We start from the raw sequence: 20,182 nt of genomic DNA on the forward strand, positions 1-20,182 counted from the left end.
CGAAGGAACAAGTGGCGACCTCTTCGTCCCTTCTCCCGCCCCTCTCAGGGCACGTCCCCTCTCGGCGCGAGCGGGGAGAGGGTTAGGAGCGAATATCTAGATACGGAGAAATTCCCATGTGCATCGTATGCACCCACACCATTCACCGCGCGCAGCATAATTTCGGCTGGAACCGCGACTTCGAGCCTGCCCTGGTCGCCAAGCCGGGCGAGACCATCCATTTCGAATGCCTCGATTCCTCAGGCGGACAGCTTGGCGACGGCGCCACGCTAGACACGCTGAACAATCTCGATTTCGAGAGGATCAATCCCGTCTCCGGTCCCATCTATGTCGAAGGCGCGATGCCCGGCGATGCGCTGAAGGTGACGCTCCGCCGCTTCATTCCGTCGGGGGTGGGCTGGACGGCCAATATTCCGGGCTTCGGCCTGCTGGCCGACCAGTTCCCCGATCCGGCCCTGCACATGTGGAAATATGATGCGAACAGCCTGACGCCGGCCCTTTACGGCCCCGGTGGCCGCGTGCCGCTGAAGCCCTTTGCCGGTACCATCGGCCTTGCTCCCGCCGAGCCGGGCCTGCATTCCGTCGTCCCGCCGCGCAATGTCGGCGGCAACATGGATATCCGCGATCTCTCGGCCGGCGTGACGCTCTACCTGCCCGTCGAAGTCGAAGGCGCGCTCTTCTCGATCGGCGACACCCATGCCGCCCAGGGCGACGGCGAAGTCTGCGGTACCGCGATCGAGAGCCAGATGAACGTCGAGGCAACGCTGGAACTCGTCAAGGACGCCAGGCTGAAGAGCCCGCGCTTCACCACGACCGAGCCCGTGACCCGCCATCTCGACGGCGCGGGATACGAAGTCACGACTGGTATCGGCCCCGACCTGATGACCGGCGCCCGCGAAAGCCTGATGCGCATGATCGATCTCCTTGGAGCCGAACACGGCATGAGCGCGGTCGATGCCTATCTGCTCTGCTCCGTCTGCGGCGACCTGCGCATCAGCGAAATCGTCGACGTCCCGAACTGGGTCGTCTCCTTCTACTTCCCGAGGATCGTGTTCGCGTGATGCATGCCCCTTCCGCCATCCCCTCCGTGCTCTCGGTTCGCGAGCTCAGCATCGACGCCCGTACCCCGGAGGGGCGGCGGCGGGTCCTGGATCACGTCGGCTTCGACCTGAAGGCCGGCGAGACGCTGTGCATCGCCGGCGAGTCCGGCTCGGGCAAGTCGGTTACCTCGCTCGCGATCATGGGGCTGCTTCCCAAGGCATCGCTCCAGATTGCGTCAGGCAGCATCCTCTTCGGCGACCGCGACCTTGCAAAACTCTCCGACCGGCAGATGCGCAGGATCCGCGGCGGCGATATCGCCATGGTCTTCCAGGAGCCGATGACCTCGCTCAATCCGGTCATATCCATCGGCACCCAGCTGATGGAAGCGATCCGCGAGCATCAGGGCACGGAAGGCAACACGGCCGAGGCAACCGCACTGCGCATGCTCGACGCCGTGCACATCACCGATCCCGCCCGACGCCTGAAGCAGTTCCCGCACGAACTCTCCGGCGGCATGCGCCAGCGCGTGATGATCGCCATGGCGCTCTCCTGCCGGCCCAAGGTGCTGATCGCCGATGAGCCGACCACGGCACTCGACGTGACCGTGCAGGCGCAGATCCTGAAGCTGATGCGCGAGCTGAAGGCCGAATTCGGCACCTCGATCATCCTCATTACCCATGACATGGGCGTGGTCGCCGAGATGGCCGACCGCGTCGTCATCATGCAGAACGGCCAGATCGTCGAGGACGGCAGTGCGCTCGCCGTCTTCAAGCAGCCGCGGGAAGATTACACCAAGCAATTGCTGGCCGCCGTCCCGAGGCTCGGCGCGCTGTCGGGCACCGATGGCCCGCCACGCATTACCCCAGGCATTGCATCGGACACGCCGGCAGACCGGACGCCGATCCTCAACGTGCGCGGCCTGAACGTCACCTATGGCAGCCAGGCAGGCTGGCTGTTCAAGGGCAAGGCGCCGGCGGCAGCCGTCGATGATGTCTCGTTCGACATCCTGCCCGGCAAGACGCTCGGCCTTGTCGGCGAAAGCGGCTCCGGCAAGTCGACGACGGGCAAGGCCGTGCTCGGCCTGATCCCCTTTACCGGCAGTGTTGCGATCGGCGGCCAGGAAATCGGCGGCCTTGGACAACGCGCCATGCAGCCGATCCGCCGCACCGCACAGATGATCTTCCAGGACCCCTATGCCTCGCTCGATCCGCGCATGAGCGTCGGCGCAGCCATCGCCGAACCTCTGGTCATCCATGGCCTCGGCGACAAGTCGGAACGGCAGGATACGGTGGCGGAGCTGCTCCGTCGCGTCGGCCTGACGCCTGACGCCGCAACCCGCTATCCGCACGAATTTTCCGGCGGCCAGCGCCAGCGCATCTGCATCGCCCGCGCACTGGCCCTGAAGCCGAAACTGATCGTCGCGGACGAAAGCGTGGCCGCCCTCGACGTGTCCGTGCGCGCCCGCGTGCTCGATCTGATGCTGGAGCTGCAGGAAGAGATGGGCCTTTCCTACCTCTTCATCTCCCATGACATGGCTGTCGTGGAGCGCATGTCGCATCACGTCGCCGTCATGCGCGGCGGCCGGATCGTGGAAACGGGCACGCGCCGCGAGATCTTCGAAAATCCGAAGGATGAATATACGAGGACGCTGATGGCCGCCGTTCCGATCCCGGACCCGGAAGCCTATCGGAAAATCGCCTGACGGACTTTTCCCCGGCTTTCGGCCAAAAACTCTTCTTCCACGCATTGCGGTGGCGGCGTCTGCGCCCCACCTCTCTGTTTCAAGTCAAACGCAACACGCGAGGAAGAGACATGTCCGTGAAGCTGATGAAGATCCCCGGCCCCGACCATCCGATATCAGTGGAGCCGAGCCGATCGCATGTGGTGGTCAAGATCGCCGGCCGCACGATCGCCGACACGAAGGATGCGCTGAGGCTGAAGGAAGCCTCCTACCCCGCGGTCTTCTATATTCCGCGCAAAGATGTCGACATGTCGATGCTGCAGCGGACCGATCACGAGACCCATTGCCCCTACAAGGGCGACGCCTCCTATTACAGCATCCCCGCCGGCGGCGAGCGTTCCAGGAATGCGGTGTGGACCTACGAGACCCCGCATGATGCCGTCTCGGAGATCAAGGACCACCTCGCCTTCTATCCGGATCGTGTTGACGCGATAGAGGAATTCCCGATAGCCTGATCACCTCGTCTCACCGCCTGCAATCCCACATCAAAGGACCTTCGACGTGATCCATGTCATCGCCATACTGACTGCAAAGCCCGGCAAGCGGGCCGAATATCTGGAACTGTTCCAGGCCAACGTCCCGGCGGTACATGCCGAAGACGGCTGCATTGAATATGCCGCAACCGTCGACGTCGCCGGCGCCGATCCGGCATTCGGTCCCGATACGTTCGTCGTTGTCGAGAAGTGGGCGAGCATGGCTGCGCTGAAGGCACATGCGGCCGCGCCGCATATGAAGGCGCTTGGCGAGAAGACCGCGCATCTGGTCGCCGCACGCGCTGTGCATGTTCTGGAGGCAGCTTAAGGCAATTTGCGCCGGCGACCATTTTGCCGGCGCTCGTCCTCCCCACTCTCGTCATTCCTGTCCTTGTGACAGGAATCCAGCAACGGCGCGTCTGCGCCGTGAAGAGAGTCTTTTGCATTCAAAGACTTGAATGCGCTGGATTCCTGTGACGAGCACAGGAATGACGGCGGGAGATGGTGCCTGCCATCTCCAAGGCAGCCTAGATCAGGCCGGCTTCCCGGTCTTCAAATGCTGCTCGAGGAACGGCAGATTGTCCTGCCCCCAATAGAGTTCCCCATCGATCAGGAAGGTGGGGAAGCCGAAGACGCCCTTTTCGATCGCCTGGTCGCGATCCGCTTTCCACTTCGCCTGCACGTCGGCATCCTGCTCGCGCTTCAAGAGTGCGGCGCCATCCAGGCCGGCAGCGTCGGCAAGCTGCTTGCGAACCTCGGGGTTGCCGATGTCTTCGGCACGCGTCCAGAATGCCTCCTGCAGTGCCAATGTCAGCGGGATCCAAGGCTTGCCGTCGAGGATCGCGGCGATGACCATGAAGGATGCGGGCGTGGCGTCGCTCAGCGATGCACGGCCATCCATCTTCATCTCGCGGCCGCGCACGCGGCTCCACCGCTGCAGATCCTTCTGCCAATAGAGCCTGCGCGCATCCGGGCGATTGCGCGAATAGATGCCTCCATTTTCCTCGACAACAGTCGTCAGATACGGGCGAACCTCGGCACCCATGCGCTCGGCCAGCTCGGCAAACGGCTTCAGGCCGATGAAGGCCCAGGGAGAACTGATCGAAAAGAAATAGTCTATGACTTTGGCCATTGCCTGTTTGTCCTGTTGAAAGAGAAATCGAACACGGGTGCATGATCGACAATCGCGACGGGTTCGCAAGCCCGTTCGGCGATCAAATTAGCGTTTTGAATCAATGATCGAACCCCGACTGGTCAGCCCAAGACCTTCACGATCAAATCGCGCTCCTCGACAATTCCATTCCACTCGTTCGGATGGAAATCGGAATCGTAGATCAGCGTATAGGGACCTCGGTATCCCGCAGCTTCGGAAAGTTCGACGCAGCGCCGATAGTCCTCCGCGTCCATGCCGCCAGCGCCGTAATGCGCCTTGGCATGGCAGAGTTCGGCCTTGCCCATGATCTGCGCAAGCTCGTCATATTTGCCGGGTCCTGTCCAATTGCCGAAATCGCCGTTGAGACCGACCTTGCCGTCGAGCGCGCCAAGCAGCCTTTTGACCTCTCGCGCACCCGGCAGCAAAGCGAACCAGTTTTCGGTGACGATGCGAATGCCGGACCCATCCGCCTGCTGCGCCAACCAACGCAGATGGCCCTCGGCCCGGGACAGCGCTTCTTCTGTCGGCTGCGCCTTGCCGGCGATGACGCGCATATTCTCGGCCTTCAGCGCCGAGGCAACAGGAATCCAGCTTGCGATCCATTCGGCATCGCGCGCGGCCGTCTCCGGATTGCTGAGATCGCCATCTTCGACGAGCAACGTCTGAACGCGAACGCCGGCTTGCACAAAGGCATCGGACAGTTCGGCAAGATAGGATGCCGAAAGCGTCGGCAGGTGGAATGAGCAGATTTCCAGCCGGGATAGTCCATGATCGCGCAGGGCCGAGGGCAGATCGATGAGATCGACGGAGCCCTCCCCATAGGACGGCCGCCGCTCCGGCTCACGCTCGTCACCCGGTCGATACGGATAGGTCACGCCCAGCGCGCGATGCAGAGACCATGTCGAGACGGCAAAGCGGTCGGTCTTCGAATTATCGGTCATGTCAACACTTCCTCCATGATGCCAATCCGTCGATCGACCTCCATCCGATCGGCGAAAGAACGAACCCTGCGGTTCGCGTCCGGTTATAGCGCGACCGTTCACCCGCGTCGCATGCGAATATCAGCCATGCGAAAATAACGGTCTCATCAGCCATCGACAACGATTGCATTCAAATCAGTAGGATACTATCTAATAGCTTATGAACGATGACCCCAAGAAATCCTGGATCGAATTCGCCCCCTTGCTGCTTGCCTGCGGCCGGGGATGGAGACGCGCGCTGAACGTCATGCTGATGGAACACAATCTGTCGGATGCCACGGCAACGCCGCTGATCATGCTGCTGCGCCACGGCGATCTCGTGCCACAGGGTGTGCTTGCGGAACGCGTCGGCGTCGAGGGGCCTACACTGGTCCGCGTACTCGACGGCCTCGAAAGCGACGGCCTGATCTGCCGTGTACCGGCAGATACCGATCGTCGCATCAAGCTGGTGCAGCTGACCGAGGAAGGCACCAAGGTCGCCGAGCACTGCGAAGCGGAAGCCGCAGCACTGCGCGAAAAGATGCTCGGCGATATCGATCCCGAGCGCGTAGGCGCCGCCCTTGAGGTGTTGCGCATCATCGCCGCGAAGTCGGCAACATTTGCAGGGGCTCAGGACAGCGATGAATAGATACGCCATTCTCTGGCCCGAAATACGGGATGTCGTCTTCTCGCTTAAGACCTTTGCAGCGGCAATGCTGGCACTGTTCGTCGCGCTTTATTTCGACCTGCAGAATCCCTATTGGGCCGTGGGAACGGTCTACATCGTCTCGCACCCGCTTTCGGGTGCCAGCACCTCGAAGGCGATCTATCGTCTGCTCGGAACCGTCATCGGCGGTGCGATGACTGTCATCCTCATACCGAACCTCGTGAATTCTCCCGTGCTACTGACACTGGCGATTTCGCTATGGATGGGCATCTGCCTTGCCATCAGCTTGCTGGATCGCACGCCGCGGAGCTACACGTTCATGCTCGCCGGCTACACCACCGCGCTGACAGGCTTTCCGATCGTCGACAGCCCCGATACCGCCTTTACCTATGTCACTGCTCGCGTCATCGAGATTGCGGTCGGCATCATTTGCGCCGCCCTCGTCAGCCGCCTGGTCTTCCCGCGCCATGCCGGTCCGGTCCTTGCAGACCGCATCGATGCCTGGATGAAAGATGCGACCACGCTGGCGACAGCTACGTTGAAAGGCGAGCGCAACGATCCGGAACTGGCTTCGACAGCACAGAAAATGGCCGCCGATGCCGTCGACCTGCATGGCTTCACCACGCATGTTGCCTATGACACGTCGGGACACAGGGATCTCGTCAGACTGGCACGGACGCTGCAACGTCGCATGGTCGCCATGCTGCCGATCGTGTCGGGCCTCGCCGACGTGCTCTCGGCCTTGTCACGCGCAACGAACGGCCAGCAAACGCCCGCCATCGTAGAACTCAAGGACCAGACCGCTGTGTGGCTCGAAAGCGGACAGGCGCTGTCGGAAGACAAGCGGGCGGAATTCCTCGACATCATCGCCCGCGCAGAGACCGAAGCAGCCGCAATGCCGCAATGGCAGGAACTGCTCGTTCACAATGCCGTCGCCCGGCTGCGCGACCTTATCCAGATCTGGAGCGATTGCATCGACCTGAAGCAGGATATCACTGCAGGGTCTCGCCATGACCTGAGATGGAACCGTTTCGGCTCCTCTCTCGACAAGCGGCCGATGCACAAGGATTACGGCATGGCGCTCTATTCCGGTGTTTCCGCAATGCTTGCAACCTTCATCGCCACGGCTTTCTGGATAGCAACCGGCTGGTCCCAGGGCAGTGCCGCAGCCATGATGGCCGGTGTGCTCTGCTGCATCTTCGCGACAACGGACGACCCGACGCCGATGATGAAGCAATTCCTCTTCGCCAGCATCGCGGCGGTGGGATGCGCCTTCGTGCTCGAATTCGCCGTCTTCCCGGCCATACATGGCTATGTCATGCTTCTTGCTGCTCTGGGGCTGGTGCTGATCCCCGTCGGCACCTTGATGGCGCGTCCGTCGACCATGCTGGTCGGCATGGGTTTCGGCGTCAACCTGCCGAGCATGCTCGGCCTGCAGGGCCGGCTCAGCCTTGACCTGGCATCGTTCCTCAATTCGAACACCGCACTCGTCCTCGGCTTGATCATCGCCTGCGGAACGACCGCGCTTGTTCGCTCGGTCGGTACCGAATGGAGCGCCTTCCGCCTGCTACGCGCCGGCTGGACGGATATCGCCGCTGCCGCCCGCAAGCCGCAGGGTTCCGACGTAACCGCACTCCTGCACCGCATGGTCGATCGCCTCGGCCTGCTCGCTCCCCGCCTGGCCGCGCTGCCTGCCGACTCCTACGTCGTTCAAAACGATGTGATGAAGGACCTGCGCAATGGGCTGAATACGGTCGAGCTTCAGCGCCACAAGCAGCTGCTTCCCCAGCCTAGCCGCATGGCAATCGACGACGTGCTCTCCTCGGTCGCCTCCTTCTATCAAAGGAAGCAACAGAAGACCGAAGCCGCCCCGGACAATAACTTGCTGCAAACGCTCGACCATTCGCTGAGCGCCCTCAGCGACAACGGATCCTCGTCGGCGGCAGAGGGTGCGCGCCGCGCCCTGACGGGCCTGCGTTACAGCCTGTTCCCCGATGCACGGGACTTTGCGGCGAACGAGAACCGCCCGGCTGAAAAGCCCGGCGAACAGGACCTGAAGGAGCATGCGGCATGATCACCGATGTCAATATCTACGGCGTGTACATCCCGACACTTGCCGCCATCGCCCTCGTCTGCTTCTTCCTAAACGCAATTCTGAGACGGGTACTCGCCTATATCGGCTTCTACCGCCTCGTCTGGCATCGACCGCTGTTCGACACGGCGATGTATTTCTGCCTGCTCGGCGTCATTACGCTGTCAATCAATCGGATACCGCTATGAAATCGTTCTTCGCTTTTCTCGGTCGCTTCGTGCTGACCGGTGTCGTCGTCGTCTTTGCCGGTGTGCTTGGATGGCACCTCTGGGACTACTACATGAACGAGCCATGGACCCGTGACGGCAAGGTTCGAGCCGACGTGGTTCATGTCGCGGCCGACGTTTCGGGCTTCGTCAGCGATGTCGAGGTCAAGGACAATCAGATGGTCAAGAAGGGCGACGTGATCTTCCGCATCGACCCTGCTCGCTTCGATCTGGCGCTGCGCCAGGCTGAGGCCCAGGTTACGAGCGCCCAGGCAGCGCTCGACATGGCCAAAAGCGACCTCGATCTTTACCAGAAGCTCGGCGACGGTTCTGTCACCCGCCAGAAGATCCAGCAGGCGCAGACGACGGTCCAGCAGGACGAAGCGGCGCTCAGCCAGGCCATCGTTTCCCGCGACACCGCCCAGCTTAACCTCGACCGCTCGACCGTCCGCGCACCCGTCAACGGCATCCTCACCAACTTCTCGCTGCAGCCCGGCAACTATGTCACGGCCGGCAGCGCGGTAACTGCCCTGATCGACGGTGATTCCTACTACATCGCCGGCTATTTCGAGGAGAACAAGCTCGACCGCATCAAAGTTGGTGACACCGCCATCGTCAACCTGATGGGCAGCAAGAACGGCCTCAAGGGCCACGTCGTTGGCGTTGCCGGCGGTATCGAGGACCGCGAGCGCTCCGATACATCGAGCTCGCTTGCCAACGTGACGCCAACCTTCACCTGGGTCCGGCTCGCCCAGCGCGTACCTGTCCGCGTCGCACTCGACGACGTCCCAGCCGATACGGCACTCGTTGCCGGCCGCACTGCAAGCGTCACCATCGTCAACTGATATCGAGCCACGCTCGATTGTTATCTCGCAATATTGAAAAAGGCCCGGCAGGGAACAGCCGGGCCTTTCCACTTCTCTGATCGGAGGTCAATCGGATCAGATTAGAATCTGCGCTCGAAAGGCAGCGATGACCGGGGTGATCCTCGTCGTCAGCATCCAACTGATTTGGCCGCGATTCGAGTAACCGGGCCGTCCGCCTTTCCTTACGAAAGGCCATATGGGGGATTCAATTTTGCACAACAAGATTGCGGACGTCAGATTTTGGCAAAAAGCAAGACAGCATTACGATGCGTTGCATAAAGATCACGTCACGCAACCTTCACAAATAGAGAAATCCGCTAATATCAATTAGATAAATATCGGCCTGCCAGTCTACGGGGTTCTTCGTACGGCAACTATAACCAGAAAAAATAAGCTCTCCCCGCATTGCAGAAATCAGCGATGGGCGGAAGTTTCTGTGTGACGACCCTCACACAAAAGGCCCGGACGACAGCCGGGCCTTTTCATAGTTAGGGGAGCAAAGGCTACTCCGCAGCCGGTGCTTCGGCCTCGATGTTGATAGCAGCGTGCCGCCGACTTGACGTTGCCTGCGCCAGCCCGAAGGCAATCAGCGCGCAGAGTGCGATGCCGATCACCATCGGTAGTGCCGTCCCATCGAAAAAGAGGCCGGAGATAGTCATCGCGACGGCGGCCGCCACGAATTGCAGCGTTCCCATCAATGCCGACGCCGTGCCGGCAATCGCGCCGTGATCCTCCAGCGCAAGCACCCCGGTCGTCGGGATAACCAACCCGAGGCAGCCGAAGCCGACGAACAGGAAGGCGGCCATGACAGGCAACTGATTGAGCCCTGCGCTCATCACGATGACCAGTGCCACCATCGCAACGGCGAAAGCGATCACCGCGATCCGCATGACGCGGACGAGGCCGAACCTGTGGCCAAGCCAGCCGGTCAGCTGCGAGACGGCGAAGAAGGATACGGCATTGATCGAGAACGCGAAGCTGTATTCCGTCGGCGTCAGGCCGTAATGCTCGATCAGCACGAAGGACGAATTCGCCAGATAGACCAGAAATCCGGAAAGCCCGAAGCCGCCGATGAATGTCATCGCGAGGAAATGACCGTCCTTCAACAGCATTCCATAGGCCCTCATGGCGCTGCCGAGATTGCTTCCATGGCGATCGGCCTTCGTCCGCGTCTCCTCAAGCTGGGTCGAGAGGAGAACGAGCCCGATGGCGGCGGCGATCGTCACTGCCCAGAACACACCACGCCAGCCATAGAAGCTGATGACGGCGCTGCCGGTCAGCGGCGCGAGGATCGGCGAGATGCTGAAAACCAGCATCAGCAGTGACATGAGCTTGGCGGCCTGAACGCCCGTGTGCATATCGCGCACGACCGCGCGCGGAACAACCATGCCGGCGGCTCCGCCGATGCCTTGAACGAAACGGAACGCGATCAGCGTTTCGATATTGTCGGCGAGCGCGCAACCGACGCTGGCGACGGCAAACAGGCCGATACCCATGTAAAGCGGCAGCTTGCGTCCCCACATGTCCGAGATGGGACCATAGAGAAGCTGCGCAACCGCAAATGGGATGAAGAAAAACAGGAGGCTGAGCTGCACGACACTGGTCTCGGCATGCAAGTCCTTGCCGATCGACGGCAACGCCGGAAGATACATATCGATTGCAAAAGGACCGATGGCGGATAGCAGACCGAGGATGAGCGCCATGCGAAAGAAGGATGTCGTCATGATGATGATCTTTCAAGAAGGCGCAACGCTTAGCGCGTCGCATCGCTTTTGGCGGAGTTTCAATGGATTGGTCGGGCAAATGCGATGACTTGGGAGAACCACACATCCCGTTGGTACTCTTCGTCCATAAACTTGGACACAGATGTAAAATTAGACACTATTGTCTAAAACGTCAACACGTCTTATCTTCCGCTTATGAAAGATCGAATTCCCTCGGCACGAAAGGCAAGCGGGCATACCCAGCGAGGCCAGTTCGCCAAGCGCGTCTCCATTTTGGATGCGGCCGCCGACGTCTTCTGCCGGGAAGGTTTCTCCGGAGCGAGCATTGATGAGATCGCGATGGAGGCCTGCGTTTCCCGACAGACGATCTACAATCACTACCGCGAGAAAGAGACGCTCTTCATGGCGGTCGTGCAGGATGTCATGGATCGCGCCAACGCCGCGCTCTTCTCTGTCCTGGCAACATTCCCCAGCAATGCGGACGATCTCGAAAACGAGCTGACGGCCTTTGCCGCCGGGCTTATGTGCAACTGCTCCTGCAATCATGATGGAAAATTCCTCCGCCGCCTGGTTCAGACGGAAGGCGAGCGCTATCCGCACCTCTTCGAGGCCTGGCGCAAGCAGGGTCCGGGTCGCATCGATGCGGCGCTCGCCGCACTCCTGTCGCGCCTTTCGCGCCAGGCTCACTTTGATATCGATGATTTCGATCTTGCAGCACGACAATTCCTCGCACTCGTCAATGCCGATCTGCAGATGATGATCCTCTTCGGCGAAACGCCGAGCGACGAGCAGGTCCAGACCGCAGCTCGCAAGGCAGTGCAGACCTTCCTGCGCGCCTATACAAGGTCATCGGACAAAACCGCGGCAGCGAATGAGAATCAATTACTCCCGGGGTAATTGCCGATCATACGGCCTGAGCGCCATCTCCGACCGGCAAGGCAAAGACATCCACGGGCTCGCCCAATCCCCGAAGCGGGAAGGAACCGAGGCTTTCCAGCTCGGACTCGCATTTTGCCATTTCGGTGAAAGCCTTTGAGAGCAAAACCGGCCGCTTGATATCCTTCGTCAGCGTCTCCAGCCTCGAAGCGACATTAACGGCCGGACCGATGACGGTGAAATCCAGCCGCTTGCTCGAGCCGATATTGCCGTACATCACGTCTCCGACATGGACGCCAACGCCATAGTTCAACACGGGACGCCCCTTGCCGGCATTCTGAGCGTTAAGAGCGGCCATCGCCGCCTGACCTTCTCGGATGGACTGCAGGAGATCGGCACAGGCCGTCGGCTTGCTGAGCGGAAAAATAGCCAAGAGGCCATCACCCATGAACTTCAATATCTCGCCGCCATGCCTTTGGATGGGGTCACAGATGGCGTCGAAATAGGCGTTGAGCAGTTCGATCACATCGTCGCGCGGCCAGAGATCGGAAATGGACGTGAAGTCGCGCAGATCACATATCATGATCGCGGCACCAACCGTCACGCCGCTGCCGCGTGTCGTAGCACCCGCCAATATCTGTTCGCTGGCATGCGGCCCGACATATGTCTGCAACAGCGTCCGCGCCATCACATTCTTCAGCCTGATCTCGCTGACTAGCGTCAGGGCAGGCAGCAGATCCCTGAGGAAAGCGATATCCTTCTCCGCAAAGCCACCGGGCCTGTCGCTCGAAAAAGTCACCACGTGACGCTTGCCGAACGTGTGATGGATCGGCCAGGCGACATAGTCGGTGAGGCCATCTTCGCTGAGTTCCAGATAAAGCGAATTCACCTCAGCATCTTTTGGGAGACCTTCGAGACGCTGGCGGACCTCTTCCGATCCACTATAGATTACGTTGACCGGACTGTTCTGAAATTGCGGAGTGGTTTCGACGCCGTATCCGAACGTCGTTATCTTCGCCTCCGTCAAACCGGTGCGCCATAGGATGCGTGCGCCGAGCCACTGCGGATGATGCGTTCTGAAATGCAGCGTCGCCCGCGCGACCGGGACCCCGGCCTCAGAAAGCCGCCGGCACATCTCCACGAAGATATTGTCGATGAAACGCTCGTTGCGTGTATCGGTGATCAACCAGTCGAGAATGCTGTGCCGCTGAGCCGGCCACACGCCGTCCTCTGCGGCAGCCGCTCGAGCGGTATTGTCGTTGAGAGGTTCCATGATGCACTCCGTATTCTCGTCCAGACAATAGGATTGGGTGGCTGCTGCGTAATGTGGGGGATTGGCCCGGCTTTGATAAGTGGTGAAATCTGCATTCAGAATTCCGCCACAGATGCCGATGATGGATGGCGCGGTCAACAGTTCGATTTGCATTGCCCCATCGTCGCCCAACCCTCCGTTAAGGCATTCTTCAGACATGGCCTTGGTAAACCGCAGGCGAACTCTATATCCGACATGTCATATTTAAAGGAGAACCCGATGAAAAAGACCATTGCAGTATTGCTTGGCGCGGCAGCCCTAACGCAGGTTTGCATCTCGAGCGCAAATTCTGCAGACCTGGTGACGACGCGCCCACAACAAACGGATGTCCAGGGCGGCGTAAAGATCGGATACCTCGACTGCTTGATCGGCCCCGGCGTGGGCTACCTTCTCGGTTCCTCGAAAACCGTCGACTGCACATTTCATTCGAGCTTCGGCGGTGACCGTGTCGATCATTATTCCGGAAGCATTCGCAAATTCGGTGTCGACCTCGGCTTCACGACGCGCGGACGGTTGATCTGGGCTGTGTTCGCGCCGACATCGGGCTATCACCATGGCTCGCTGGCCGGCCTCTATCAGGGCGCTACCGCTGAGGCCACCGTTGCAGCAGGCGTCGGCACCAACATCCTCTTCGGAGGAACCGAGGGCTCGATCCATCTTCAGACCATCAGCGTAACCGGTCAGCTCGGCCTCAATGTCGCGGCAACCGGCACCTCGATGACGCTGACGCCGGAAGGCTGATAGCGGTTCGGGTTATTTCTATTATTATTTGGCCGCGACGCCGTCATTGTCGTCGCGGCTTTTCCCGGTAGCCGTTTTGGCGACCTTATTTTTCTTTCAAGATTATCGAAGGCTGATGCTGATCAGCGCCGCGGGGCTATTCAGCAGCCCAGCTGAACCAATAGATTGGTAAAATTTCGTCCGCCTTACGTGCTTGTCCGCTATGTTCCTGACGACGCAGGGAATGGGACGGAGGTTCTTAGCCACGAGCATCGTCATTGCCATACGGGCGGGCGTATGTGTGTTACCCCATTCCTCACATTCAGTAGTTGTGCGAATGGTAGCCTGCTATCGATTATTTTGCAAATGCCTTGGCAGCTCTTTTTAGGATCGTTGAATCACGATGCTGCTACCGGACTAGGGGTGGGTCAAAGCACGCGATGGATATGATGCTTGATATGCAGATCCGGCATCAATCCGGCGCGCCAGGCATGGCGATACCCGTCCGGCGTGGCATGAAAAGACAGGACCCACATTATGGCGCTGAGGAGAACCACGATGATATAAATCTGGAGGCGCATGGTTTCAAACTACACAGCGAATGTGGCCAACCCGTAGCCTAAGGACGGCGCTAAACAGAGACCACAAGCCTTACGCTCGCAAGGCAAGGAATTCATTCAACAATTTTAAGCTTGAATGGTAGCGGGGGGCGGAATTGAACCGCCGACCTCAGGGTTATGAATCCTGCGCTCTCACCAACTGAGCTACCCAGCCATGAACAACAATGCCGTTTGCAAAGCGCCCGGCCCGTCGAATGAGCGGCTTATAAAGGGCGTCTCGCCTTTGTGTCAAGCATGTCATAGAGAAAAAGGCCGCGTTAAAGCCCGGCCTTTTCCAAAGAATTTTATGCAGCAACCGGCTGGCAAAGGAGGGCCTTGAGCGAAGCTTCGGCCGCAGGTTCGCGCTCCGAACGTTCGATGAAGCCGCCGCCGTAGACACGGGCATCGTCACCGGGCGCGGAATAAAGCGCGCAGGCCTGTCCAGGCGCCACACCGGCCTCGCCGACCGTCAGGTCGACATAGATGCCGGTCTCGTCGGCATGCAGAACGGCAGGCGCAGGCGCGCGGGTCGAGCGCACCTTGGCATAGCAGGCGAACCCCTCACCGGAAGCAGCGACCGAGAGCGGCTCGTCGCCCAGCCAATTCACATCGCGCAGATAGACACGGTGGGTCTCCAGCGCCTCTTTCGGCCCGACGATGACGCGGCGCGAACGGGCGTCGAGATAGACCACATAGAGCGGCTCCCCGGTTGCGATGCCGATACCGCGACGTTGGCCGATCGTGTAGTGCAATATGCCCTCGTGGCTTCCGAGCACGCGGCCATCGAGATGAACGATCTCGCCGGCGAGCGCCGCATTCGGCTTCAGCTTGGTGATGATGTCGGAATATTTGCCCTGCGGCACAAAGCAAATGTCCTGACTGTCCGCCTTCTTGGCAACGACGAGGCCCATCTCTTCGGCCAGCTTGCGTGTCTCAGACTTGGGCAGTCCGCCGAGCGGGAAACGTAGATAGTCGATCTGCTCCTGCGTCGTTGCGAAGAGAAAATAGCTCTGGTCGCGATCGGCATCGGCCGGGCGATAGAGTGCACGGCGACCGGGATTGTCGGACGAAGGATTGGCGCGCGACCGGATGTAATGGCCGGTTGCCAAGGCATCGGCGCCGAGCTCCTTCGCCGTCGCCAGCAGATCGGCAAATTTTACGGTCTGATTGCAGGACACGCACGGGATCGGCGTCTCGCCGGCAACATAGCTTTCCATGAAGGGATTGATGACTGTGTCGCGGAAACGCTTCTCGTAATCGAGCACATAATGCGGAATGCCGAGCGTCTCGCAGACGCGGCGCGCATCGTCTATGTCCTGCCCTGCGCAGCAGGAGCCGGCGCGATGGACGGCCGCCCCGTGATCATAGAGCTGCAGCGTGATGCCGAGCACGTCATAGCCTTGCCGTTTCAGAATACCGGCAACGACGGATGAATCGACGCCCCCCGACATGGCGACCACGACGCGGGTATCTTCCGGCTTCTTGTCAAAATCGAGCGTGTTCACGGCCACCTACCGTCGATGCTTTCGTCACAGTGTTCAATTGATAATGTCGATCCGTCGAGTGTCATGCAAATGCGGCGGATTTCATGCTGCCAGCCGTCGGGAGATGACCAGCCGCCGGACTATTTCCTGACGGATATAGAAAGGATTGCCCTTGCGCGCAAGGGTTGGCCGTCACGACGCACTTTCACGGCAGCCCGGGCAACTGACCATCACGAAGAACCTGTCCTTGGATAGCGCTAACACCAATAATAACGGGAGGTGTAACGCCGATGTTACGCACAGAAGAGACGGAGGCAGCTATAGTGAAAGAATTGATTTGAAAATTGTGAGTGAAATACCCGAGATGACGTCGCATCCCAATGAACGAGAGCAGGAACTTGCTGCTCTTGCTAGACTTGTAGCCTCTGCCCGCGATAGTGCCGAAGAGATCGGCTTCGAAAAAGTCGCTGAATCCCTGAACATAGCCCTGGTCGCCCTGTTGGACGAAATCGGCGAGCAGGCCAGGCCGGACATTGCTCTCGCTCCGCAGAACGACCACATCCCAAACTGATAGGCTGAACTGATGGCGAGGCAGCCTCGCCATCAATCTTGGTATCTAACGCGGCTCGATCAGCCGTCCATGAAACCGCCGGCGACGGAAGCGCTGGACTGTGCGGTAACCGCCAGGTTGACGCCCTTCACGATGGTGGTTCCTGCCGCGCGCAGCTTGTCGACGGTCGCCAGCTCGCCCTGCGTGGGCTTGCCGATTTTCGACACCGTGCCAGCACTCAAATCAGCGATCCAGAGGTCGCTTTCGCCTTCAATTCCGAATACGACAACATTCGCCATGATTATCTCCTTTGATTTAACTGGATTTACTTGAAGCCCGCACTTTTCAGGCCTTCGAGGTAATGCGCCTTCTGCCAATCTTCTTTGAATGGCACAATTGACATCCATTTCTCCAAACTAAAGTCTGGATGAACCTCGAAGGTACTCGCTACAAACTGTTTTGCTTTTTTTGCGTTGCCGAGCATGCCCCAACTCGCCGCCGCAAGGCGGTCTGCCGGAAGCTTATCTTTCATTTGGTCGATATAGCCGAGCGCTTCCTCGTATTTTTCCAGCGAATAGCTCGCTCCGGCGGCAGTCCAGAAATATTCATCAGGCGCGAGCGGATTGAGATCCAGGGCCGCCTTGATCTTCTCCAGCCCCTCACCCGGTTGGGATGCCTGCACCAGCGTGTCGGCATGGCTCGCCAGAATATTGGCATGGTTGGGGCTCAGCTTTTCCGCAGTGCTGAGGAACGCGATGCTCTCGTCATATTGCCGCTGGTAAAGCTTCACCACGCCGAGTTCACGATATCCCGGCGCCAACGAGGAGTTTGCGGTGATGGCGTCATTGGCATGCCGTTCCGCCAGCGACAGAAGTTCGCTGTCGCCACGAGCAGTCAGAAGCCATTCGAAGAAGAAACTCCGCGCCAGGCCGCTCAAGGCCGGCGCAAAGCTGGACTGCTCCTTCAGTGCCTCGCGAAAATGCCCACGTGCGCGGCGAACGCGGGCAAGGTCGAGGAACGTCAACGTCTGCTGCCCGATCAGGAAATGCTTGTAGGCTGCAGCATTCTCTTCGAAGAAAAGACGCTGCAGCTCATTTCTCTCGACCTGTCTCGAAATCGCCGACGCTATCTTGCCCGCAAGTTCCCTGCGCGAGTGGATGAGGCCCGCTTCGGCTATATTGAAACGATCCGCCCACACGATTTCGTCGTTCCCGAAGAATATCAATTGGGCGAAAAGCGTATGCCCCTGAGCCTCATCGGTTATCCGCGTCTCGAGCACGTAGCTGATGCTATGTCGCTCATAGCTTTGGGATTTGTTCGCGCGGCCTGCAATCTGCGCGGCCGTATAAGGCGCAAGCACCGAAACCGATCGTAACGCACACAGGCCGATCGTCACATCTTCCACAAGCGCTGCACCATAGGCGTCGGCGCTGTTGCCGCTGATTTTCGGCGGAAGGAGAACCATCCTCGGGGGCCGCCTGGTTTCGCCCTCGAGCTGAATTGCGGCTGCAGCAGCCTCGGCAGGAAGCCGGCGCCCAGCCTGCAATCCCCTGACGTCGAGACCCCGTTCCTCCTGCCCGTAACCTTGATAGTCATAGATCGACGTTATTGCCGCGCGAACGGTCTCGTCTCCGGAATCCCGGTCGAGAAGCCGCATGGCGACCGTCTTGAAAACCGACCTATGCGCCTCGGGAACAGCTTCCGCAGCCCCCAGAAAGGCTTCGCGCAGCATGGCAAAACATTCATTGCGGCGATCTTCGATCCAGCCGTTCAGCGTCTCATCGTGAGCCCTGACATCTGAAAGAAACTCTTCCTGAAGCAACCCGGCCAACTTGAGAAAGTGATCGAGCGGCGAAACACCCTCTACAGACGTCAGTTCGTCTATATCGTGCCGGAACGCGGACTGCGAAACTGCGACCGAGCGACTGTCAAATTCGAAAGGCCGGAAATCGAGCTGCGCCTGCCGGTCGCTGATGCGGCTTACGGTTTTTCTTAAGTTCGCAGAGGCCTGGGCCTGATCGACATCCGCCCAAAACTGGCGAGCGATTTCCGTCCGCGATTTCCGCTCCCAATTCTTCAGGCACGCATGCGCAAGAATGAGCAGCCCCTTTTCCGGGAAGGAAACGGTATTTCCGGCTCCATCAACAAGCCGCAACCGACCAAGTGTTACGAGTTTGAATTCGGGCTGTGTCATGCCCTCACCTTTCGGTATTCATGCAAGATTGCGCGATCGGTTGCATCATTGTCCACCGATCAGGAACGATATCTTGGGCGTGCCTGGACCAAGGCTTGAACGACCAACATGAGCTGCTCACGAAGATCGGGATCCGTTATCTTGTGCATTGCGTTTCCCAGGTTCAACCCTTGCGGTGGAACGTCAGGCTCACGATCGGGCTCGTAGACCCCATTCAACGTCAAAGGCTGCTCCGGTTCTTGCTGAAAAAAATACATGGCAGGAACAAGAAGTATTTTCCCGATCCTCTGAAGCAGAGCAGCGCCGATCGGCTTGGCACCTATTTCAAATTCCTCCAGGTCCCGAATTGCAAGGCCTAGATCCCCGGCAAACGTTGCGGCTTCAATCCCCAGAGTTAGGCGACGTGCCCTTACGCGGGATCCAATAAATCTGTTGATCGAATCAGACGCCATATCGTTCACGTCCTGGGCGGCCATGGATGCACTCTGCTGTATCCGATGCGGATATGCAACCTCTGCGTATGGTTGCCAAGTAAATTCACGTAGAAAGACACGCTGGCGATCGACCGGAACCATGGTTGCTGAGAAACGCTTACCGCTGGCTCCGTTTACTTCTGGTTCCACCTGCGGACAACCGGCTCCGTGAGATCGTGCTCATAGCCGAGAACGCTGATGCTGGCGGTATCGAGCGCAAAATACGCGCCGCCTTCCGGAGGCAGGCCCAACCAGCGTGCGGCAAGCACGCGCAGAAAATGTGCGCTTGAAAACACCAGGATCGTGCCTTCGGTCCGTCTGAAGTCACCGATGATCCGGTCTGCGCGCGCACCGACATCCGCCGCCATCTCGCCCCGCGGGCAACCGTCGCGAAAAATCTGCCAGCCGGGTCGTTCGGCGAGAATTTCCTTTGTGGTCACGCCCTCATAGGCGCCGTAGTCCCATTCAGCCAAATCATCCTTGACGATGCGGCTCGCGCCGAAGCCGGCAAGCGCGCAAGTACTTGATGCCCGCTGGGAAGGGCTCGACCAGACGACGGAAAAGGAAAGCCCCTGCAGACGGTCGCCGACCTTCCGGGCAGCTTCCTCCCCGGCTTGCGTCAGAGGTATGTCGCTGCGACCGGTATGTTTGCCGGATCGGCTCCATTCCGTTTCGCCATGACGCACGAGATAGATTTCGGGAAACGCGCTGCTCATCTGACCCACCTTTCGATCGCGGATGGCACTTGCAAGCGCCGCTATCCCTTCATCGCATTCGAAAGGTTGGCTGTCGAGAGCTGACTGCTGTCATGCACAATCAGGGCACTGGCTTAAAGGCCAGATCGGATCGGCGTAGATTGTTCGGCCTCTGCCGCTCAGTGAGAGGCCGCGAGCGAAGCAAGCGGCGAGACACCATTGGTGATGACATCGGGTGATGTCCTATTCACCATGGGAATGGTCATGACTGCTGCCATCAGACCCGCGACGAACACGGCTCCATATATCATCTGCCTGATCGCCAATCCGTCCGCCTCCCATGACTGTCGCTTTCAC

At 59.5% G+C, this 20,182-nt stretch carries 21 protein-coding genes and 1 tRNA gene; 11 read left to right on the plus strand and 11 right to left on the minus strand.

From position 1 onward, the window contains the following. Window positions 1-116 precede the first annotated feature (116 nt). The 4 genes from DTW90_RS04240 (at window position 117) to DTW90_RS04255 (ending at window position 3,583) form a co-directional block, all read left to right on the plus strand. A complete protein-coding gene (locus DTW90_RS04240; protein ID WP_132518414.1) occupies window positions 117-1,061 on the plus strand; it encodes an acetamidase/formamidase family protein in 945 nt (314 codons plus the stop codon). After that, window positions 1,061-2,743: an ABC transporter ATP-binding protein gene (locus tag DTW90_RS04245; protein ID WP_149337036.1), complete on the plus strand. Its 1,683-nt coding sequence runs from the start codon at window positions 1,061-1,063 to the stop codon at window positions 2,741-2,743. Before DTW90_RS04240 ends, DTW90_RS04245 begins: the two co-directional genes overlap by 1 nt. Before the next feature lie 110 nt (window positions 2,744-2,853). Continuing rightward, on the plus strand, window positions 2,854-3,237 hold the full coding sequence (locus tag DTW90_RS04250; protein ID WP_149336606.1) for a DUF427 domain-containing protein: 384 nt from the start codon (window positions 2,854-2,856) through the stop codon (window positions 3,235-3,237). Window positions 3,238-3,283: 46 nt separating this feature from the next. Beyond that, window positions 3,284-3,583, plus strand: a complete 300-nt coding sequence (locus DTW90_RS04255; protein ID WP_149336608.1) for a putative quinol monooxygenase — start codon at window positions 3,284-3,286, stop codon at window positions 3,581-3,583. Window positions 3,584-3,787: 204 nt separating this feature from the next. Here the strand turns inward: DTW90_RS04255 and DTW90_RS04260 are convergent, their stop codons facing one another. Next, window positions 3,788-4,387 carry a DsbA family protein gene (locus DTW90_RS04260; RefSeq protein WP_149336610.1) on the minus strand — a complete coding sequence of 200 codons (600 nt, stop codon included), beginning with the start codon at window positions 4,385-4,387 and terminating at the stop codon, window positions 3,788-3,790. A gap of 122 nt (window positions 4,388-4,509) precedes the next feature. After that, window positions 4,510-5,349: a TIM barrel protein gene (locus tag DTW90_RS04265; protein ID WP_149336612.1), complete on the minus strand. Its 840-nt coding sequence runs from the start codon at window positions 5,347-5,349 to the stop codon at window positions 4,510-4,512. Window positions 5,350-5,548: 199 nt separating this feature from the next. Here DTW90_RS04265 and DTW90_RS04270 point away from each other — a divergent pair, with 199 nt between their 5' ends. Genes DTW90_RS04270 through DTW90_RS04285 form a run of 4 tightly spaced genes read left to right on the plus strand, consistent with a single transcriptional unit; the run spans window position 5,549 to window position 9,177 of the window. After that, window positions 5,549-6,016, plus strand: coding sequence for a MarR family transcriptional regulator (locus tag DTW90_RS04270; RefSeq protein ID WP_149336614.1), 468 nt, complete (start codon window positions 5,549-5,551; stop codon window positions 6,014-6,016). Beyond that, complete coding sequence (locus DTW90_RS04275; protein ID WP_149336616.1) at window positions 6,009-8,108, plus strand: FUSC family protein; 2,100 nt, start codon at window positions 6,009-6,011, stop codon at window positions 8,106-8,108. The genes DTW90_RS04270 and DTW90_RS04275 overlap by 8 nt, the downstream gene beginning before the upstream one ends. Next, on the plus strand, window positions 8,105-8,314 hold the full coding sequence (locus tag DTW90_RS04280) for a DUF1656 domain-containing protein (RefSeq protein ID WP_132518400.1): 210 nt from the start codon (window positions 8,105-8,107) through the stop codon (window positions 8,312-8,314). The genes DTW90_RS04275 and DTW90_RS04280 overlap by 4 nt, the downstream gene beginning before the upstream one ends. Further along, a complete protein-coding gene (locus DTW90_RS04285) occupies window positions 8,311-9,177 on the plus strand; it encodes an HlyD family secretion protein (RefSeq protein ID WP_149336618.1) in 867 nt (288 codons plus the stop codon). The genes DTW90_RS04280 and DTW90_RS04285 overlap by 4 nt, the downstream gene beginning before the upstream one ends. Before the next feature lie 524 nt (window positions 9,178-9,701). Here DTW90_RS04285 and DTW90_RS04290 read toward each other — a convergent pair. Next, window positions 9,702-10,922 carry a multidrug effflux MFS transporter gene (locus DTW90_RS04290; RefSeq protein ID WP_132518396.1) on the minus strand — a complete coding sequence of 407 codons (1,221 nt, stop codon included), beginning with the start codon at window positions 10,920-10,922 and terminating at the stop codon, window positions 9,702-9,704. Between the two features lie 195 nt (window positions 10,923-11,117). Here DTW90_RS04290 and DTW90_RS04295 point away from each other — a divergent pair, with 195 nt between their 5' ends. Then, a complete protein-coding gene (locus DTW90_RS04295; protein WP_149336620.1) occupies window positions 11,118-11,819 on the plus strand; it encodes a TetR/AcrR family transcriptional regulator C-terminal domain-containing protein in 702 nt (233 codons plus the stop codon). Between the two features lie 7 nt (window positions 11,820-11,826). Here DTW90_RS04295 and DTW90_RS04300 read toward each other — a convergent pair whose 3' ends face one another. Further along, window positions 11,827-13,071 (minus strand): adenylate/guanylate cyclase domain-containing protein, encoded by a 1,245-nt coding sequence (locus DTW90_RS04300; RefSeq protein ID WP_149337038.1) that lies wholly within the window; start codon window positions 13,069-13,071, stop codon window positions 11,827-11,829. Between the two features lie 258 nt (window positions 13,072-13,329). Here DTW90_RS04300 and DTW90_RS04305 point away from each other — a divergent pair, with 258 nt between their 5' ends. Further along, complete coding sequence (locus DTW90_RS04305; RefSeq protein WP_132518390.1) at window positions 13,330-13,851, plus strand: DUF992 domain-containing protein; 522 nt, start codon at window positions 13,330-13,332, stop codon at window positions 13,849-13,851. Window positions 13,852-14,527: 676 nt separating this feature from the next. On the opposite strand, the gene DTW90_RS04310 is transcribed toward DTW90_RS04305, so the two are convergent. Beyond that, window positions 14,528-14,604: transfer RNA gene (locus tag DTW90_RS04310), tRNA-Met, on the minus strand. 130 nt (window positions 14,605-14,734) lie between these two features. Then, a complete protein-coding gene (gene mnmA, locus DTW90_RS04315; RefSeq protein WP_149336622.1) occupies window positions 14,735-15,934 on the minus strand; it encodes a tRNA 2-thiouridine(34) synthase MnmA in 1,200 nt (399 codons plus the stop codon). A 151-nt stretch (window positions 15,935-16,085) separates the two neighbouring features. Here mnmA and DTW90_RS04320 point away from each other — a divergent pair, with 151 nt between their 5' ends. Continuing rightward, window positions 16,086-16,484 (plus strand): hypothetical protein, encoded by a 399-nt coding sequence (locus DTW90_RS04320; RefSeq protein WP_149336624.1) that lies wholly within the window; start codon window positions 16,086-16,088, stop codon window positions 16,482-16,484. Between the two features lie 59 nt (window positions 16,485-16,543). Here DTW90_RS04320 and DTW90_RS04325 read toward each other — a convergent pair whose 3' ends face one another. From DTW90_RS04325 to DTW90_RS36985, 5 genes are all read right to left on the minus strand, one after another. Beyond that, complete coding sequence (locus DTW90_RS04325; RefSeq protein WP_149336626.1) at window positions 16,544-16,762, minus strand: hypothetical protein; 219 nt, start codon at window positions 16,760-16,762, stop codon at window positions 16,544-16,546. A gap of 26 nt (window positions 16,763-16,788) precedes the next feature. Next, complete coding sequence (locus DTW90_RS04330; RefSeq protein WP_149336628.1) at window positions 16,789-18,657, minus strand: hypothetical protein; 1,869 nt, start codon at window positions 18,655-18,657, stop codon at window positions 16,789-16,791. 59 nt (window positions 18,658-18,716) lie between these two features. Next, on the minus strand, window positions 18,717-19,133 hold the full coding sequence (locus tag DTW90_RS04335; protein ID WP_149336629.1) for a helix-turn-helix transcriptional regulator: 417 nt from the start codon (window positions 19,131-19,133) through the stop codon (window positions 18,717-18,719). 131 nt (window positions 19,134-19,264) lie between these two features. After that, window positions 19,265-19,846 (minus strand): histidine phosphatase family protein, encoded by a 582-nt coding sequence (locus DTW90_RS04340; RefSeq protein WP_149336631.1) that lies wholly within the window; start codon window positions 19,844-19,846, stop codon window positions 19,265-19,267. A gap of 158 nt (window positions 19,847-20,004) precedes the next feature. Beyond that, window positions 20,005-20,151, minus strand: a complete 147-nt coding sequence (locus DTW90_RS36985) for a hypothetical protein (RefSeq protein WP_188079888.1) — start codon at window positions 20,149-20,151, stop codon at window positions 20,005-20,007. Window positions 20,152-20,182: the final 31 nt, after the last annotated feature.

Origin of the sequence: Neorhizobium sp. P12A, assembly GCF_008365395.1 — a bacterium.
GTDB lineage: Bacteria > Pseudomonadota > Alphaproteobacteria > Rhizobiales > Rhizobiaceae > Rhizobium.

Excerpts from the sequence above, each read along its gene's own strand:
- DTW90_RS04240 (WP_132518414.1), top strand. The coding sequence starts at position 117 with ATGTGCATCGTATGCACCCACACCATTCACCGCGCGCAGCATAATTTC.
- DTW90_RS04245 (WP_149337036.1), top strand. The coding sequence starts at position 1,061 with ATGCATGCCCCTTCCGCCATCCCCTCCGTGCTCTCGGTTCGCGAGCTC.
- DTW90_RS04250 (WP_149336606.1), top strand. The coding sequence starts at position 2,854 with ATGTCCGTGAAGCTGATGAAGATCCCCGGCCCCGACCATCCGATATCA.
- DTW90_RS04260 (WP_149336610.1), bottom strand. The coding sequence starts at position 4,387 with ATGGCCAAAGTCATAGACTATTTCTTTTCGATCAGTTCTCCCTGGGCC.
- DTW90_RS04265 (WP_149336612.1), bottom strand. The coding sequence starts at position 5,349 with ATGACCGATAATTCGAAGACCGACCGCTTTGCCGTCTCGACATGGTCT.
- DTW90_RS04270 (WP_149336614.1), top strand. The coding sequence starts at position 5,549 with ATGAACGATGACCCCAAGAAATCCTGGATCGAATTCGCCCCCTTGCTG.
- DTW90_RS04275 (WP_149336616.1), top strand. The coding sequence starts at position 6,009 with ATGAATAGATACGCCATTCTCTGGCCCGAAATACGGGATGTCGTCTTC.
- DTW90_RS04280 (WP_132518400.1), top strand. The coding sequence starts at position 8,105 with ATGATCACCGATGTCAATATCTACGGCGTGTACATCCCGACACTTGCC.
- DTW90_RS04285 (WP_149336618.1), top strand. The coding sequence starts at position 8,311 with ATGAAATCGTTCTTCGCTTTTCTCGGTCGCTTCGTGCTGACCGGTGTC.
- DTW90_RS04290 (WP_132518396.1), bottom strand. The coding sequence starts at position 10,922 with ATGACGACATCCTTCTTTCGCATGGCGCTCATCCTCGGTCTGCTATCC.
- DTW90_RS04295 (WP_149336620.1), top strand. The coding sequence starts at position 11,118 with ATGAAAGATCGAATTCCCTCGGCACGAAAGGCAAGCGGGCATACCCAG.
- DTW90_RS04300 (WP_149337038.1), bottom strand. The coding sequence starts at position 13,071 with ATGGAACCTCTCAACGACAATACCGCTCGAGCGGCTGCCGCAGAGGAC.
- DTW90_RS04305 (WP_132518390.1), top strand. The coding sequence starts at position 13,330 with ATGAAAAAGACCATTGCAGTATTGCTTGGCGCGGCAGCCCTAACGCAG.
- DTW90_RS04325 (WP_149336626.1), bottom strand. The coding sequence starts at position 16,762 with ATGGCGAATGTTGTCGTATTCGGAATTGAAGGCGAAAGCGACCTCTGG.
- DTW90_RS04330 (WP_149336628.1), bottom strand. The coding sequence starts at position 18,657 with ATGACACAGCCCGAATTCAAACTCGTAACACTTGGTCGGTTGCGGCTT.
- DTW90_RS04335 (WP_149336629.1), bottom strand. The coding sequence starts at position 19,133 with ATGGCCGCCCAGGACGTGAACGATATGGCGTCTGATTCGATCAACAGA.
- DTW90_RS04340 (WP_149336631.1), bottom strand. The coding sequence starts at position 19,846 with ATGAGCAGCGCGTTTCCCGAAATCTATCTCGTGCGTCATGGCGAAACG.